At 45.3% G+C, this 16113-nt stretch carries 14 protein-coding genes and 2 tRNA genes; 10 read left to right on the top strand and 6 right to left on the bottom strand.

Going from position 1 to position 16113, the window contains the following annotated elements:
* Window positions 1–2 precede the first annotated feature (2 nt).
* Window positions 3–572: a hypothetical protein gene (locus tag OKS35_RS05610; protein WP_264092639.1), complete on the top strand. Its 570-nt coding sequence runs from the start codon at window positions 3–5 to the stop codon at window positions 570–572.
* Window positions 573–609: 37 nt separating this feature from the next.
* Here the strand turns inward: OKS35_RS05610 and OKS35_RS05605 are convergent, their stop codons facing one another.
* The 3 genes from OKS35_RS05605 to OKS35_RS05595 form a co-directional block, all read right to left on the bottom strand.
* A complete protein-coding gene (locus OKS35_RS05605) occupies window positions 610–780 on the bottom strand; it encodes a DUF1427 family protein (RefSeq protein ID WP_012726630.1) in 171 nt (56 codons plus the stop codon).
* Window positions 781–871: 91 nt separating this feature from the next.
* Window positions 872–3037 (bottom strand): RNA degradosome polyphosphate kinase, encoded by a 2166-nt coding sequence (locus OKS35_RS05600; protein WP_159562489.1) that lies wholly within the window; start codon window positions 3035–3037, stop codon window positions 872–874.
* Window positions 3038–3039: 2 nt separating this feature from the next.
* Entirely contained in the window at window positions 3040–4569 is a 1530-nt protein-coding gene (locus tag OKS35_RS05595) for a Ppx/GppA family phosphatase (RefSeq protein ID WP_214781482.1), read from the bottom strand.
* A 185-nt stretch (window positions 4570–4754) separates the two neighbouring features.
* On the opposite strand from OKS35_RS05595, the gene OKS35_RS05590 reads away from it, so the two are divergent.
* From OKS35_RS05590 to OKS35_RS05575, 4 genes are read left to right on the top strand one after another with little or no spacing between them, the layout of a single operon-like run.
* Window positions 4755–5516, top strand: coding sequence for a metal ABC transporter ATP-binding protein (locus OKS35_RS05590; protein WP_074036635.1), 762 nt, complete (start codon window positions 4755–4757; stop codon window positions 5514–5516).
* Window positions 5513–6370 (top strand): metal ABC transporter permease, encoded by an 858-nt coding sequence (locus OKS35_RS05585; protein WP_264092638.1) that lies wholly within the window; start codon window positions 5513–5515, stop codon window positions 6368–6370. The genes OKS35_RS05590 and OKS35_RS05585 overlap by 4 nt, the downstream gene beginning before the upstream one ends.
* A complete protein-coding gene (locus OKS35_RS05580; protein ID WP_012726625.1) occupies window positions 6363–6788 on the top strand; it encodes a Fur family transcriptional regulator in 426 nt (141 codons plus the stop codon). The genes OKS35_RS05585 and OKS35_RS05580 overlap by 8 nt, the downstream gene beginning before the upstream one ends.
* 35 nt (window positions 6789–6823) lie before the next feature.
* A complete protein-coding gene (locus tag OKS35_RS05575) occupies window positions 6824–8212 on the top strand; it encodes an NAD(P)H-hydrate dehydratase (protein WP_264092637.1) in 1389 nt (462 codons plus the stop codon).
* A gap of 31 nt (window positions 8213–8243) precedes the next feature.
* Here OKS35_RS05575 and OKS35_RS05570 read toward each other — a convergent pair whose 3' ends face one another.
* Together OKS35_RS05570 and ispG are read right to left on the bottom strand one after the other, a co-directional pair.
* On the bottom strand, window positions 8244–8828 hold the full coding sequence (locus OKS35_RS05570) for a hypothetical protein (protein WP_214690750.1): 585 nt from the start codon (window positions 8826–8828) through the stop codon (window positions 8244–8246).
* A gap of 75 nt (window positions 8829–8903) precedes the next feature.
* Window positions 8904–10025: a flavodoxin-dependent (E)-4-hydroxy-3-methylbut-2-enyl-diphosphate synthase gene (ispG, locus tag OKS35_RS05565; protein ID WP_012726622.1), complete on the bottom strand. Its 1122-nt coding sequence runs from the start codon at window positions 10023–10025 to the stop codon at window positions 8904–8906.
* A 219-nt stretch (window positions 10026–10244) separates the two neighbouring features.
* On the opposite strand from ispG, the gene OKS35_RS05560 reads away from it, so the two are divergent.
* Window positions 10245–11939 (top strand): methyl-accepting chemotaxis protein, encoded by a 1695-nt coding sequence (locus OKS35_RS05560; RefSeq protein WP_264093059.1) that lies wholly within the window; start codon window positions 10245–10247, stop codon window positions 11937–11939.
* 34 nt (window positions 11940–11973) lie between these two features.
* Here OKS35_RS05560 and OKS35_RS05555 read toward each other — a convergent pair whose 3' ends face one another.
* Window positions 11974–12414 carry a hypothetical protein gene (locus OKS35_RS05555; protein ID WP_214690751.1) on the bottom strand — a complete coding sequence of 147 codons (441 nt, stop codon included), beginning with the start codon at window positions 12412–12414 and terminating at the stop codon, window positions 11974–11976.
* A gap of 180 nt (window positions 12415–12594) precedes the next feature.
* On the opposite strand from OKS35_RS05555, the gene OKS35_RS05550 reads away from it, so the two are divergent.
* The 4 genes from OKS35_RS05550 (at window position 12595) to OKS35_RS05535 (ending at window position 16086) form a co-directional block, all read left to right on the top strand.
* Window positions 12595–14238, top strand: coding sequence for a Na/Pi cotransporter family protein (locus OKS35_RS05550; protein WP_214781476.1), 1644 nt, complete (start codon window positions 12595–12597; stop codon window positions 14236–14238).
* Window positions 14239–14345: 107 nt separating this feature from the next.
* Window positions 14346–14419: transfer RNA gene (locus OKS35_RS05545), tRNA-Met, on the top strand.
* 7 nt (window positions 14420–14426) lie between these two features.
* Window positions 14427–14500 (top strand) — tRNA-Ile (locus OKS35_RS05540).
* A 113-nt stretch (window positions 14501–14613) separates the two neighbouring features.
* Entirely contained in the window at window positions 14614–16086 is a 1473-nt protein-coding gene (locus OKS35_RS05535) for an alpha-amylase (protein ID WP_264092636.1), read from the top strand.
* Window positions 16087–16113 lie beyond the last annotated feature (27 nt).

The following is a 16113-nucleotide window of genomic DNA, read 5'->3' as shown; positions in this document are numbered from 1 at the left end:
CGATGAACGTCCTACAAGTCGATCCAAAGCGATATGATGTCTGGAACGCATTCCCGACTTATTTTCTTGAACAAAGTCCGGTTTATGTAAACGGGTCCGTGACGACACCGACAGCATTTATCGAAGTGATGGGGCATGGCATCGTGGCGGAAGCAGAGGTTTTACTTGAAGAGATGATTGGGCGACCAGACGATCCTTATTGGCTAGGAGAGAAACAGGAAGGGGTACAACTGTATTCCTTAGTCGATCTGTTGCAACTACATTTTCATCATCCGTTATTGCAAGTGGGGATGTATGAGGTAGATGAACCGTACGAATCGATTCGAAAAAAATGGAATGACGGCTATTATGTACCATCGTCTAAATGGACGAAAGAGTCATATGAGGCTCACTTGTTTCGAGAAAAACTCTTAGCACCAAAGTCTCATGTGACGACTTGTGCGAGCTGTCATGTAGACCTAGCTGAACGATTTGGGAAAGAGGCGTATCACTTGATTGAGTATCACTTGACAGAGGAACGTGGCATCTGGGTTTGTCCGACCTGTCATAAAGCCATTCATACACTAGACTAAATAATAAAAGATGCCCTTTTTTCGAGGGCATCTTTTATTAGAATGGCCAGTTCGCTACAGCAAATTGATAAACCTTCATTCCGAGGAACACCCCGAAAATCCCAACAACTCCTGGTAATACCGGTGGGGCAGGGAGTGGCAGTTTGAGTGCAGTGAAGATGGCACCACAAATCAAGCCGGCGAGTAATGATAGTAAAATCTCCTGCATAAATAATTCCTCCATCTCTAAATGAAAGCGCTTCATAATAACTGAATCGAATTTATTATACAACGAGTTTCTCTATTTGAGAAGTCTAACATCAGTCATCTGTCATTTTCTCATTCTCTGCCCGAAGGCGGAGAACTTCACGTTCCGCCCAATTTGACGGTTCTCGTTCGAATACGCTAGGTATATTGTTCCAGCGACCACCTGTGTACTGATGGATGATAATTTGGGATTGAATCTCTTCCTGGTTGCTCTCACGTTTCACATACACATAGCGGCCGTCAGAACGTTGTCTTCTTGCTTTCACATTATCGACGAGTTGAAGGGCCATCATATCTTTGATGTATGTTTTATGTGATGCGTTCAAGATAGGGAAGAGTATCTCAATCCGTTTTTTCATATTTCGTGTCATCCAGTCCGCAGAGGAACAGTACAAGTCTTCTTTTCCATTTTGGTAAAAATAAAAGATTCGGGAATGTTCGAGATATCGGTCGATGATCGAGATGACCTTGATGTTTTCAGAGACCCCTTTAATTCCCGGTCGTAAGCAACAAATGCCTCGGACAATCAAATCGATTTTCACTCCCGCGGACGAAGCATCATACAATTTTGTGATGATGGCCCGGTCCGTGATCGAGTTCATCTTAGCGACGATGCGACCGTTGCCGTACTTTTCATGCAGTTTGATCTCATCATCGATTTTATTCAAGAAGAAGTCTTTCATGTCGTCAGGCGACGTCTCGAACTGATGCCAAGATGGTCGTTCCCCATAACCGGATAACCAGTTGAAAAAGTTCGTTGCATCTTCAGCGAGTTCTTCATTTGTCGTGAGGAGCCCAATGTCTGTGTATAGCTTGGCGGTCGAATCGTTATAGTTACCGGTACCAAGATGAATGAACCGTTGCAACACACCACCTTCTAGAATGCGAACGACGAGGGTGATTTTTGAGTGTGTCTTCAGTTCTTTATAGCCGTAGATGACGTGAGCTCCGGCTTTCTCAAGTTGCTTCGCCCATTGAATGTTTTTTTCTTCATCAAAACGTGCTTTTAGTTCGACGAGGACAGTGACTTGTTTTCCGCTCTCGGCTGCATCAGTCAAGGCTTTGATGATGGGAGAGTCCCCGGAGACGCGATAGAGTGTCTGCTTGATTGCCAAGACGTTCGGGTCTTTGGCGGCTTGAACGATAAAACGGACGATTGGATCGAATGAATGATACGGGTGATGGAGCAGATAATCCTGTTTAGCGATACTTTGGAATAAATCTTTGCCCGATTCAAGACCTTCTGGGATAAATGGGATCAACGTTTCATTGATCATGTCATCATATTCCATCCCGATCTGATTGTAGATCCCAAACAGGAAGGTCAAGTCGATCGGACCGTCGACAATAAAGATATCCCGGTCATGTAAGTCAAGGACGTCTTGTAGCATGAACAACAGTTCTTTTCGTAACGATCGTTGCTGTACCTCGAGTCGGATGGCAACCCCATATCTTCTCTTCTTCAATTCTTTTTCGATTTGTTTCAAGACGTCACGACTGCCCTCTTCGTGAAACGGCATGTCCGCGTTCCGCGTAATTCGGAATGGCATCGTGGACTCGACGACAAATCCTTTGAAGAGTGAGTCGATGAATTGAATGATCAAATCCTCAAGTAAAATCAAATCGGTATGTTCTTCATCATCAGTAGGTAGTTCCAGATACCGCGGAAGAACGGATGGCACTTGAACGAGGGCGAGTCGTTTTTTTCCTTCGCCATTCGAGGCAATCTCGACAGCAATGTTCAGTGACTTGGATAAGAGCATTGGGAACGGACGATAGGCATCGACTGCAATCGGTGTCAGGACGGGGAATACGTGCGTTCGAAAGTACTCTTTCACGAAGTCTTGTTGGGTCTTGTTCAAATGTTTCGTCCGTAAGAAGCGAACGTGCTGATTCGATAGCTGTTTCGTGATTTTTTTATATGTCGCATATTGTGTCTCGACGAGTTCTTGCGCTCGCATCGAAATGGACTTGATCTGCTGTTTTGGAGTGAGGCCCGTCTTGTCTTCCGGACGATTGAACCCGGCGAGGACCTCATCTTTCAATCCACCGACTCGTACCATATAAAATTCATCAAGGTTAGAACTGAAAATCGCCAAAAATTTCAATCGTTCCATCAATGGATTTCGTTCATCCATCGCCTCCTCGAGGACACGCTCGTTAAAGTCGAGCCAGCTGAGTTCACGGTTGTTAAAATGTTCATTCGTATATTCGGACATGGTTACTCCTCCTCGCTCAAGACAATCTCAATCGATTGATCAATTGCGCGTTCTAAATGCTTTTTATGGCGAGTGCTTCGCTGCAACTCAAAACGTGCAGAACCATTCGTATCTAGCGTAAGTGTGAGACCGTCCTTTGTACTAGCAACATGGATGTCCGTCACGATCTGACGCTCCGTCAAGTCGAGGGCATCGACGAGTTTCACAATCGACCCGAGCAACTCCAAACTCTTCAATAACTTTTGATCAAACCATTTCGGGAAAGCCTCGATATGTTGTTCCAATACTCGTTTTGATTTGAAGGATGTGACGAGGGCAAGAGCGAGTCGATCCTCGTTGTTTAGTCCTTTGAAATCGTTTGTGGTAATCAGATGGAACGTGTGGTCACTTTTATTGTTGTGATCGATATATTCACCGACATAGGCAAGGCGGCAGGCACCTTCAAGAAGACCAGGCTCAAATGGTTTCGGTTTAATCGCCTTCACTTCAATTAATCCGGTATACAACTGTCTAGCCAATCGGATGAGATGTTGATGACGAGTCGGGTTCACGTCGTATTGTTTTTCAAAATGACGAAAACTTTCTTCTTTCACATCGGCAAAACGAACTTTATCATGCTCATGTAAATAGTTTTCATAGAAGAGACCTTCACGGAGTCCATTGTTACTCATCGTGAACTCAGGTACTTTCAAATATTTAGCGAGTTCGCCGATTGCTGTCACGGCAGGCGCGATGATGTCGACCCGGTCTTTTGACAGCCCATCCAAACGTCCGAGTTGTTTGCTCGACATTCCGACGAGTTCATCTATGACGCCCTCTAACTGTTCAGCAGAAATCGTATACTGATGGATTCCTTCAAGCGGGAAGTTCGATATGGTCTGTTCGACCCGGACTAAGTTACGAGCCGTCCCACCGACACCGACAAGTGGGACACCATGAGGTTCGAGCCATTCAATTTCTTTGAATGCCTTCTTTAAGTATGCGGTCAACGCTTTCCGCTCGTCTTTCGTCATCGTCTCATCTTTCATAAATTCTTTCGTTAACGTCACGGCACCGAACGGAAAACTGTGATAAAAGACGAGCTCTCGGTTCTGAAAGTATGTGACTTCCATTGATCCCCCACCAATATCGACGGAATATCCATCTTCCACATAGGTGGAGTTGACGATGGCCGAATATCCGTAAAAGGCTTCTTCGTAATCGCTCAACAGGCGGATGGTCATCCCTGTAGATTGTTTGACATTCTGCAAAATCTCATCTGAGTTATTTGCGTTTCGAATGGCTGCCGTCGCCACTGGGAGCACATCGGTAACGTGATGATGGTCGTTCAACTCTTTAAAGTGACGCAACGTATCGATGAGCGAAGCGATCCCTTCTTCAGTCATCTCATTCGCATCACTAATATGGCTGGACAATCGCGCGACTTCTTTCACATTTAACCGTTCAAAGTATTGTCCTTCCTCGTTCACTTCGAAGATGACGTTTCGAATCGAGTTGGATCCGATATCAATAACTGCCAGTTTCTTTTCCATAAAACCATCCCCTTCATAATACTAGTGTAATCGACAAGGTTTTGAACGAACATACGATTTACGTGAATTTTCACATTTGACTAAGTGAAACCGGTCTTGCTTGAAGGTGTGCGTGATATTCTGTATAATACAAACGCCTAGAAAGTAGAAATGATTACGATTTAACATATGAGAGAAGGGATTAGATGACTACATCTGTCGTCAAATTAAACGAGGTGTCTTATTTCTATGATGGGACACCGGCCTTACAAAACGTATCGATTGATATTCGGCAAGGGGACTTTGTCGCAATCGTCGGAGAAAACGGTTCTGGGAAGTCGACTTTGATTCGAACCATTCTTGGATTACTGAACCCACAGCAAGGGTCGGTCGAATTGTTCGGTAAGCCCATTTCGCAGTTTAAAGATAAGTCTCGTATCAGTTACGTTTCCCAAAAAGCGGCTTCCTTTAACTCGGGCTTCCCGGTTACCGTCGAAGAAGTAGTCGCGATGGGTAGATATGGACGTCTCGGTTTATTCAAACGTTTAAAAATGGAAGACCAGGCAGCGATTCAAAATGCGTTACAAACGGTCAACATGTGGCAATTTCGTCATCGGAAAATTGGAGATTTATCCGGAGGACAACAACAGCGTGTCTTTATCGCTCGGGCGATGGTCAACCAGCCTGATCTATTGATTCTCGATGAGCCGACCGTCGGTGTGGACCAAAAACACTTACAAGATTTTTATGAAGTCTTGCATATGCTTCGTGAACATACGACTTGTACGTTCGTCCTCGTCACCCACGATTTAAACGTGGTGACCGATCTTGTCACGAAAGTCGTCCATCTCGACCGCGGACGATTGGCATGTAATTGTGGATTGAGAGAATACAGCGAGCTCGGAGAACTCGCATCGTCCATCAAACCTTATCCTGTTAAAGTACTTGTTCACGAGGGAACGACATGATCACGGATCTTTGGACATATAGTTTTTTACGTTATGCGTTCATTGCAGCACTTGTGATCGGGTTTACCGCACCGCTCATCGGTTCATTCATTGTAGTGAGACGGATGAGCTTGATTGCCGATGCATTGTCACACATGACGCTTGCCGGAATTTCATTCAGTTTATTTCTCGGACAATATATCGCTCTATTCGCTGATCTCAACCCCTTATATATGGGAACGCTCATCTCTGTATTGGCGGCGTTAGGGCTCAACTGGCTTCGAGGGAAATATGTGCACTTCCAGGAACTATCCATTCCGATCATGATGTCCGCAGGAATGGGACTCAGTGCCATCTTTATCTCGCTATCGCGAGGATTCTCGGTCGACTTATCCACACTCTTGTTCGGATCGATCTCTGCTGTGAGTCAATCGGACATCACTTTGATCGTCAGTGTGGCCGTCTTGACGGTCTTTGTGATTCTTATTTTCTATAAGCAGTTGTTGTTCTTGTCGTTTGATGAAGAACAGGCAAAAGTGTCGGGATTACCGAGTACGATGCTGCATCTGTTATTCATGTTCATCGTAGCGCTTGTGATTGCCGTCAGCATGCGAATTGTCGGAACGCTTCTCGTATCAAGCTTGATTACGTTACCCGTCGCAGCGGCGCTACGCTTTACATCGAGCTTCAAACAGACCATTCTCTGGTCCATCATCTTCGGAGAGGTCGCGACAATCGGTGGGCTCGTCCTTGCGTATGATCTCGATGTCGCTCCAGGCGGTGTCATCGTATTGATTGCGGTCAGTATTTTAGCAGCCGTCATGGCACTTGAGAAAGTCATGAGTTTCAAGAAAAAGGAGGTACAACATGAATGAGACTGAACAATTGAACCGTCTTCGTGCATCTTCTTTAAAAGTGACGCCGAAACGTCTTGAAATGTATGCTTATCTCTCTGAAGAAGATCGATATATCAGTGCGAAGGAAGTACTCGAGTACATGCGAGACAAACATCCGACGATGAGTTTTGACACGGTGTATCGAAATTTGAAGTCGTTTGCGGAGGAAGGATTACTTGAAGCGACGGAACTCGATGGTGAGAAATCCTTTCGAGTCACCTGCAGTGCGGCACATCACCATCATCATTTGATTTGTCGGAGCTGTGGAAAGACGAAACTGCTCGATTTATGTCCGATGCGCTTTGTAGAGGCGCTCGACCCTGAATTTGAAGTGGTCGATCATAAATTTGAGATATATGGGTATTGTAAAGAATGTAAGCAAAAGGGATTGATTTGATTCAATCCCTTTTTTGTATCGAAGGGGGAGGTTAGATGATCTATACAGCTGCTGAAATCAAGCAGATTGATCGCACAGCGATTCAAAATGGGATGCCCGAAGAGGTGTTGATGGAGCGAGCGGCCTCGGCGATTGTGCCTCACATTCGAATCGATTCGCAGTCTACCATTTTGGTGATTTGTGGGACGGGCAACAACGGTGGGGACGGTTGGGTCGTCGCTCGAGAGCTTGCTATGAGAGGGCATGAGGTCAGCGTATGGTCACCGTTAGGGAAAAGTAAGTCTGAGGCGGCTGCAATACACGCTTCCTACGCCTCCGCATTTCTTCACCTTGTGGAGCGGCCGATTGAAACAGATGTCATCATTGATGCCTTGTTCGGTGTCGGATTGTCCGGTCCCGTGACTGGTCACGCGCGGGAAGTGATTGAATGGGTGAATCGTCAATCGACGCCGGTCATCTCGATTGACGTACCGTCAGGCGTACCGAGTGATCACACTCGAGACTTTGATGACATGGCAATTCGGGCGACATATACGTATTCGTTACACGGTTTCAAGCGTTCGACATTCTTAAATCGGACGGCTCCATTCTATGGCAAAGTGGAACGGGTTGATATCGGACTCCCGCATACATCCGATTGGAAGGTGTTGACCGACGCTGACTTTGACCGATCTCTTTTGGAGCGCGATCAATTCAGCCATAAGACGACATATGGACATGGGATGCTCATCGGAGGGAGTCGTCATTTTCTCGGTGCACCATTCTTGGGTGGTCGTGCTGCAACTCGTTCTGGCATTGGCTTATTGCGTCTATCCATTCCACGCGAAGCGAGCCCGCTCATCTCAACATTACCTGAAGCGATGTATCAGCAACACACCGATGTGGTGGAACAACCGTACGATGCACTTGCCATCGGTCCCGGTATGGTCGAAGGGGAAGCGTTGAATCTCATTTGGCAATACGCAAAACAGCAGTCTTGTCCTGTCATCTTGGACGCTGGGGCACTATCGACGAAACGATTGGAAACCCGGGGGCCGCTTACGCTGACACCGCATCCAGGTGAATTTTCAAGATTGACCGGAAAATCGGTTGAAGAGATCGAGGCAGATCGGTTTTCCATCGCTTGTGAGTTCGCGAAGCAACACCGAGTCCATTTGATTTTAAAAGGAACGTATACGATCATCGTTACACCTGACGGAACAGGTGCCGTCAATACCGTTGAAGCATCGGCGTTAGCGAAAGGTGGAAGTGGGGACGTGTTGACCGGAATCCTACTTGCGCTATGGGCTAGAAGAAAAAAGCCTTCGGCACCGAACGAGCAAGCGGTGCTATGGCATGCGCTCGCTGCCAAGTCGATTAGCCAGAGTATACACCCCGCAAGTGTACTCGCAAGCGATATAATCGAAGAGCTCGGACGAATTTAAAAGGCAAGCCCGATTGTGTCGGGCTTGCCTTTTAACGTTGCTGTAGAACGATTTGTTTCTCCAATTGCGCGACATGGTGATACGCCTCACGCCATGTCGAAATGCGAGTTACGCCTTCAGGTAACGTCTTACGATTATAGGGTGCGTCGAATAGGAGTACTGGAATTGACGTTTCTTCATGAATCGAGATGGCATTCTCATACCGGTCTTCCATAAACAGTTCGAGTGACAAGTCTTTGACGACATTGATTTTATCGTGAGAACCGGTCATGACCAACGAATCAAGCGGCAAACGATGCTGTTTGATCCATTCTTCGGTAACCGGTCGAACCGCCTCACTTCGGGCGGTGACGTAATGCAGGTGATGTTGCTGCTTTAATTCCCATAACACATCCAACACATCAGAGTGCGGAAGTGAACGACGGTAAATCGCTTCTTCATGCCCCTCTTCAATCATAAACTTCCAAAATTCATGTTGCTCCATCGTCGTATACGTGTGCAACTCGTACTCGGTCGCACGATGATAGTCAATCGAATAGCCGAGTGATTCATTCATATATATAAAACAACTTTTAGGATCTGTAACGGTTCCATCCAAATCAATGCCGATTCGCATCTCATCACTCCTCCTCACATGCCCTCTATTCTATCAAAAACCCGTACGGTTGCAACCGTACGGGCATGAGATTCATTAATTTGATTGGTTTGCGAGCTCTTGTTCTTCGCGCTCACGTTCCGCCATTTTTTCAGCAGCGATCGCATCGATTTCTTTTTTCAATTCTTCGACCATCGTCGCCTCAGGCACTTTACGGATGATCTTTCCGTGACGGAAGAGAAGTCCTTCATTACGTGCGCCTGCGATTCCGATGTCCGCTTCACGAGCCTCACCAGGACCGTTTACCGCACATCCGAGAACGGCAACTTTAATGTTGACGTTGATGTTTTGGATGTATTCTTCTACCTCTTTTGCAATCGAAATCAAATCGATTTCAATTCGTCCACATGTTGGACAAGAGATCAAAGTCGCGGCATTTGCTGCAAGTCCAAATGACTTGAGCACTTCTTTCGCAACTTTTACTTCCTCAACCGGGTCGTCTGAAAGTGAAACTCGAACTGTTGAACCGATTCCAAGAGAGAGAATCGCACCGAGTCCTGCAGCCGATTTAAGTGAACCGGAGAAGAGTGGACCTGACTCTGTGATGCCGACGTGAAGAGGATAATCAAACGTCTTCGCAGCGAGTGTGTAGGCTTCGAGTGCAAGGTTTACGTCTGAAGCTTTGAGCGAGATGATCGTGTTATAGAAGCCGAGATCCTCGAGAATCTTCACGTGGTGCATCGCACTCTCGACCATACCTTGCGCGGTCGGATATCCATACTTTTCAAGGAATTGTTTTTCTAATGATCCGGCGTTGACACCGATTCGAATTGGAATCCCTTTTGCTTTCGCCGCATTGACGACGGCCTCTACTTTCTCACGACGACCGATGTTACCCGGGTTAATCCGGATTTTATCGACGCCACTTTCAATGGCTTTTAAAGCAAGCTTGTAGTCGAAGTGGATGTCGACGACGAGCGGGATATTGATGCGGCTCTTAATTTCTGCAAGTGCGTCAGCTGCACGTTCGTCTGGACAAGCCACGCGAACGACTTGGCAACCAGCTTCCTCAAGACGCTTGATTTCGGCAACTGTTGCCTCGACGTCATGCGTTTTCGTAGTGGTCATAGATTGAATAATGACTTCGTTCGATCCTCCGATAATCAAGTTACCGACGCGGACCGGACGTGTTAATGAACGATGCAAAATTTCTGACATATACGTAATCTCCTTCTTTTGGAAAGAATCCAATCGATTTAAGATGATAAGGTTTCTTCATTATCATAACGAAAAGAATGTGAAAAAGCATCTAGGATGCGTGACGGATGTGTGCTCTTTACAAACTCTAACGCTATCTTAACATCTACTTCATAATTTTCCACCGTCTCAAGACCGATATATAGGCGAGATTAGAAAAAGAGGTGGCTTAACGTGAAGATGAATTTCAAGCGAAATCAAATGAAGGGTACGGGACGAAACGCTCGACTAAATCGTCATTTTAAAATAGGGCACCGCCTCCAATGGACGCTCATGCCAATCATATTACTTGTCTTTATCGTGACGTTTAGCTGGTTCGCCCTAAAGTCTGAACAACTATTGTCCGCAGAAATCGAGCAGCGCCTTATGCGAGAAGTTACGGTCATGCGAGAATCGGTGAAGACGTCGTACAGTGCATATGTAGCAAACGAGAAGCAACTCAACCGGTCATTAAAATCTACTTATATGCAACAAGCTTCTATTCTATCGGGAGATGATTTTGAAGCAGCGCAATTTTTAGTACGTGGAGAGTCTGTTGAGCAATTGAGTGGGTCAAAAGGAATGAAAACAGAGCAGATTGTAGGGAAAGTTTCACAAACGACAACACCTGAAGTAGAAGAGAAAGATGGTTTACTAATGGCATCGGTCTCGATCCCTGAGCTAAAAGCAGATTACGTTCTCGTTGTCACGAAAGAATCTGCGCTTGGTCCAATGACTGAACTGCGAAAATATATCACGTTCATTTTATTCATTGCGATGATTGGGATGGCCATCCTCTTTTCGCGATTGATTCATCGTGAAGTCAAACCGTTGAGTGTATTGGCCCATTCATTGCGCCGTGCCGTTGAAACGCGTCGTTTCGATGACGTGGCACTTGGAGCGAAATCCAAAGAAATCCATATACTCGAAACCGAGTTCAACACGTTCATTCAATTATGGAATCAGTCCATGGATATGATGGGGAAGACAGCGAGTGCATTTCATCAAAGTCTTCCAATCTTCCAACAAGAACTGATGAACAGCCATCATCAGGTTGAACAATTCCGTGAAGTTGCGGTTACGGTAGAACATACGAGTCATTCATATCAGTCGGTGACAAGCGATTCTACATTCAAAATGAGAGAAGTGACACAACAAATCGAAATGCTGGAACATCAAATTTCGAGTGTGGACGACCGTGGCAATCGACTGAAATCCATATTACATGAAGAACTTGAAACGTTCTATTCTGTGAAAGAGGCGAGTGATTATGTTGAGCAACAAGTGGAGAGTATTCAACAAAAGCTTGAAGAGAGTGAGTCGAACTCTTCAAAAGCGGATGAGGCGCTAAAGAGTATCCTATCGGTGTCGACAGCTACGAAGATGTTGTCGCTTAACGCATCGATTGAGGCAGCCCGCGCAGGAGAACATGGTAAAGGATTTGCTGTTGTTGCCAATGAAGTTGGGAAGTTAGCAAAAATGACGAATGAAGCGACACTTCTCGCGGTAGATGCAATCGAAGCATTGAACGAAGAACGAAAGGACCTGTTGTTTGAAGTCAATGACTTTATCAAAGAAGTGCATCTATTAAAAGATGCTGTTTATCGAGTAGAGATTGGAATCGGAACAATCGACCATGAAATCAAAGTTCAGTTAGATGAGTTTCAGTCCATCTCGGATCAAACGTCACATACGGGGAGACAGCTCTTGCAATTAATCGAATCGAATGAGCGGTTGCGAGAAATCAGTTCGTTACTCGAACGAAAGTTATTCGAGCTGAACGACGGTGTCGAACGATGGTCCAATGTGCAGTCTGCCTTACAGTCTGCAGGTACTGACTTGAGTGACCAAAGTGAAGCATTGAATCAGACGCTCGAGGAACTTTCTCCGGCATAAAAATAACGACAAGCGTTTACGAAGACGCTTGTCGTTATTTTTTTTTTGGCACTTTCGTTAAAGGGTAGGTGATATATCCGAGTCCAATGATGAAACCAATCCATATAAGAGACGGGTTCATGTGGTACAACACCACTAATATAACGGTAGGGACGAATGTCATCGCCACGGCATATGGCCAAGCTTGACGGTAGGCCCACATGTTTTTCGAGTAGACTTTTGTAACCAACTGAACATATAAAGCCATGATGGCGACCCAAAGTAAATAGAAAAAGAAAATGGCGAATCCGTGTAAGAATAGCCACATCGGAACGAAAAAATCAGGACGAATCACAATAAAGTCCAAGACAGTGATCAGAAGCGTCAACACGAGAGTGGCTCCCATATAAGCATGGAGCGGGGCTAAACGAAGACGCAATACTTGCTTAGATGGGACAAGACTTGTTCGGAGGAACGTCAAAATAGTGGACAACATACTAAAAACTCCAATCTGTTATATTACAGAAGTCAATAAGATGCATGAAGTGGTACAGTGTTTTAATAAAACTTTTACATTAAACGTGTTTACATGATACTGCCGATGAAGGCATAATGAGTAGGGCATTAAAAACCAAGCAAATCCAACCAATTCTTAATTAAAAGGAGTACAAAAATCGTGGAATACAATTTGCAAGAAATGTTATTCATGTTTTTTGGAGGTCTAGGGATCTTCCTCTTCGGGATCAAATCGATGGGAGACGGACTCCAAAAGTCTGCAGGGAATCGCCTGCGAGACATCCTTGATAAGTATACAACGAATCCATTCCTCGGTGTACTCGCCGGGATTATCGTTACTGTATTGATTCAATCATCTTCAGGTACAACCGTCATTACGGTCGGACTTGTTAGCGCCGGGTTCATGACACTCCGTCAAGCAATCGGGGTCATCATGGGGGCGAACATCGGGACGACAGTGACGGCGTTCATCATCGGATTCGATGTCGGTGAGTACGCGCTCCCGATTATTGCAATCGGTGCAGTATTATTGTTCTTCTTTAAAAAAGAAAAATTACAACACCTCGGTCAAATCTTCTTTGGCTTCGGGATGTTGTTCTATGGACTTGAATTGATGGGAAGTGGGATGAAACCACTTCGTTCAAGCGAATATTTCATCGACTTGACGCAATCAATGAGTGACAATCCGTTCCTCGGTGTCATCGTTGGTACAGTATTTACCGTGATTGTTCAATCATCGTCTGCGACGATTGGAATCTTGCAAGAACTATATGCTGGTGGTTCCATCGATTTAGGTGCTGCTTTACCGGTATTGTTCGGTGATAACATCGGAACAACGATCACAGCGATTTTGGCATCGATTGGTGCATCAGTTGCCGCACGTCGTGCAGCAGCGGCACACGTCATCTTTAACTTGATTGGTACGACAATCTTTATGATCTTATTAGTTCCGTTCACAAACTATATCTATTGGATCACAGATCTCTTGGCGATTGAGGATAAGATGCAAATCGCATTTGCACACGGTACGTTTAACGTCGTCAACACATTGATCCAGTTCTGGTTCATCGGAACGATTGCTTGGATTGTGACGAAATTGGTCCCAGGTGAAGACTCAATCGTCGATACGAAAGCACAACATTTAGACCCGATCTTCATTCAACAGTCACCTTCGATTGCAGTCGAGCAAGCGAAATACGAAGTCATCCGCATGGGAGATTTCGCAAAACTCGGTCTCGATGAAGCACGCAACTATTTGACGACTGGCGACAAGAAGCACGCTGAAAAGTCGGCACATATCGAAGAAGCATTGAACTCGTTGAATGCGAAAATTACAGATTACCTCGTGAAATTGGCTGCCGTTGATTTGACAGAACAAGAATCACAAGAACACAAAACACTCATGCATGCCATCAACGATATCGAGCGAATCGGTGATCACGTTGAGAACATCATCGAGTTGATTGATTATAAGACAGCTACGAAAGTGACGCTTTCGGCAGATGCACAAAAAGAATTGACTGAAATGTACGACCTCACACGTGCGACGTTAGAGAAATCTCTTCAAACGTTGGGGAGCGGCGACATGATTGAAGCACGTAAAGTCATTGAAATGGAAGCGAAACTCGACATGCTCGAGCGTCAATTCCGTAAGAACCACGTCGTTCGTTTGAACACAGGTGCTTGCGATGGACAAGCAGGTATGTTCTTCGTCGATATGCTCTCGAACTTGGAGCGAATCGGTGACCATGCTATGAACATCACGGAAATCACACTTGAAGATGCAAACGAAGTAACCGTATAAAATCAGAAGCACTCCAAATGAAATTTGGGGTGCTTTTTCTTATTCGGCAAGGAATACTCCTTGACACTCCAAGACATATTCAGTATATTATTACTGTATAACAACATGGCGGTGTAGCTCAGCTGGCTAGAGCGTACGGTTCATACCCGTGAGGTCGTGGGTTCGACTCCCTCCGCCGCTATTTATAAGGACCCTTAGCTCAGCTGGTTAGAGCAGACGGCTCATAACCGTCCGGTCGTAGGTTCAAGTCCTACAGGGTCCATTCGTAAGCGACGTCACAATGTGAACGTCGCTTTTTTGTTTTCAATCTAAAATTGCTGGGTAAATACTCGTTAGCATTTTGTTTTTTGAAAAATATGAAATGAGGCGGACAAAATGGAACGAAACCACACCATGATGCAATTTTTTGAATGGCATGTCGAGGCAGATCAAAAGCATTGGAAGCGACTAAAAGAGAGAGCAGCCGACTTAAATAAAGCAGGAATCACTGCACTTTGGCTACCACCTGTCACAAAAGGGCAAAGTGATCAAGATACCGGTTATGGAATCTATGACTTATATGATTTGGGTGAGTTCAATCAAAAAGGATCGATTGCCACGAAATACGGTACGAAAAAAGAACTACTTGAAGCGACAGCCTATTGCCAACAAGAACTCGGGATGCAGATTTATATGGATGTCGTCATGAACCATAAAGCCGGGGCGGATGCGACCGAGAAGTTTGAAGTGTTAGAAGTAGATCCCGACGACCGTACGAAAGTCCTTTCAGATGAAGCGTTCGAAATCGAGGGATGGACAAAATTTGATTACGAAGCTCGTGATGGGAAATACTCTTCATTCAAATGGGACTTCACGCACTTTAACGGAACGGATTATGATGCGGCGACTGATCGTTCCGGTATTTTCTTTATTGTTGGAGAAAACAAAAGATGGAATGATAACGTCGACGATGAATTCGGTGTCTATGACTATTTAATGTTTGCGAACATCGATTACCACCATCCCGATGTGCGTGAAGAAGTGTTGAATTGGGGGAAATGGTTCATCGAGGAGACGAAATGTGATGGATTCCGTCTTGACGCCATTAAACACATCAACTATGACTTTGTAAAAGAGTTCAGTCAGACGATGCGGGAAGAGAAAGGTGACCAATTCTATTTTGTCGGCGAGTTTTGGAAATCTGACCTTGATGCCTGTCGTGAATTTCTCGATAATATCGATTACCATGTCGATTTATTCGATGTCCCGCTCCATTACAAATTACATCAAGCCTCGGAGGAAGGGGCCGCGTTTGACATGCGAACCATTTTTGATGATACGCTCGTTCAGTCACACCCGCTTCATTCCGTGACGTTCGTAGATAATCACGATTCACAACCCGAGGAGGCGCTTGAGTCATGGGTGAAAGATTGGTTCAAGCAAATCGCCTATGGTCTTGTCTTACTTCGTAAAGATGGTTATCCATGTGTCTTCTATGGCGATTACTACGGTATAGACGGTCCTCACCCGACTGATGGGATGAAGCTCGCTATTGATACGCTCCTATATGCGCGCCGAGAGAAAGCGTACGGGGAGCAGGATGATTACTTTGATGATGCAAACGTCATCGGGTGGGTACGAAAAGGTGTGGAGGAAATCGAACGTTCCGGATGTGCCGTCCTCATTTCAACTTCTGATGAATCTGAAAAGAGAATGTTTGTCGGGGAAGAACGTGCCGGTGAAACATGGGTCGATTTAACGAATACATTGAATGATCGAATTGAGATTGATGAAGAAGGATTTGGGGTATTTAAAGTGTCGGCGGGGTCGATTTCAGTTTGGGCATTGCCAGAAGAAGATGTCGAATAAAGCATTACAATTGAGTCGACCGTCACA

The sequence above is a fragment of the Exiguobacterium sp. N5 genome, from assembly GCF_025842465.1.
Taxonomy (GTDB): domain Bacteria; phylum Bacillota; class Bacilli; order Exiguobacteriales; family Exiguobacteriaceae; genus Exiguobacterium; species Exiguobacterium profundum.
The sequence above is the reverse complement of the archived record's forward strand: the minus strand, read 5'-3'. Positions and strand labels throughout refer to the sequence as shown.

What these genes read in the sequence shown, in the direction of transcription:
- OKS35_RS05610 (WP_264092639.1), top strand. Translation starts at nt 3, where the DNA reads ATGAACGTCCTACAAGTCGATCCAAAGCGATATGATGTCTGGAACGCA.
- OKS35_RS05605 (WP_012726630.1), bottom strand. Translation starts at nt 780, where the DNA reads ATGCAGGAGATTTTACTATCATTACTCGCCGGCTTGATTTGTGGTGCC.
- OKS35_RS05600 (WP_159562489.1), bottom strand. Translation starts at nt 3,037, where the DNA reads ATGTCCGAATATACGAATGAACATTTTAACAACCGTGAACTCAGCTGG.
- OKS35_RS05595 (WP_214781482.1), bottom strand. Translation starts at nt 4,569, where the DNA reads ATGGAAAAGAAACTGGCAGTTATTGATATCGGATCCAACTCGATTCGA.
- OKS35_RS05590 (WP_074036635.1), top strand. Translation starts at nt 4,755, where the DNA reads ATGACTACATCTGTCGTCAAATTAAACGAGGTGTCTTATTTCTATGAT.
- OKS35_RS05585 (WP_264092638.1), top strand. Translation starts at nt 5,513, where the DNA reads ATGATCACGGATCTTTGGACATATAGTTTTTTACGTTATGCGTTCATT.
- OKS35_RS05580 (WP_012726625.1), top strand. Translation starts at nt 6,363, where the DNA reads ATGAATGAGACTGAACAATTGAACCGTCTTCGTGCATCTTCTTTAAAA.
- OKS35_RS05575 (WP_264092637.1), top strand. Translation starts at nt 6,824, where the DNA reads ATGATCTATACAGCTGCTGAAATCAAGCAGATTGATCGCACAGCGATT.
- OKS35_RS05570 (WP_214690750.1), bottom strand. Translation starts at nt 8,828, where the DNA reads ATGCGAATCGGCATTGATTTGGATGGAACCGTTACAGATCCTAAAAGT.
- ispG (WP_012726622.1), bottom strand. Translation starts at nt 10,025, where the DNA reads ATGTCAGAAATTTTGCATCGTTCATTAACACGTCCGGTCCGCGTCGGT.
- OKS35_RS05560 (WP_264093059.1), top strand. Translation starts at nt 10,245, where the DNA reads ATGAATTTCAAGCGAAATCAAATGAAGGGTACGGGACGAAACGCTCGA.
- OKS35_RS05555 (WP_214690751.1), bottom strand. Translation starts at nt 12,414, where the DNA reads ATGTTGTCCACTATTTTGACGTTCCTCCGAACAAGTCTTGTCCCATCT.
- OKS35_RS05535 (WP_264092636.1), top strand. Translation starts at nt 14,614, where the DNA reads ATGGAACGAAACCACACCATGATGCAATTTTTTGAATGGCATGTCGAG.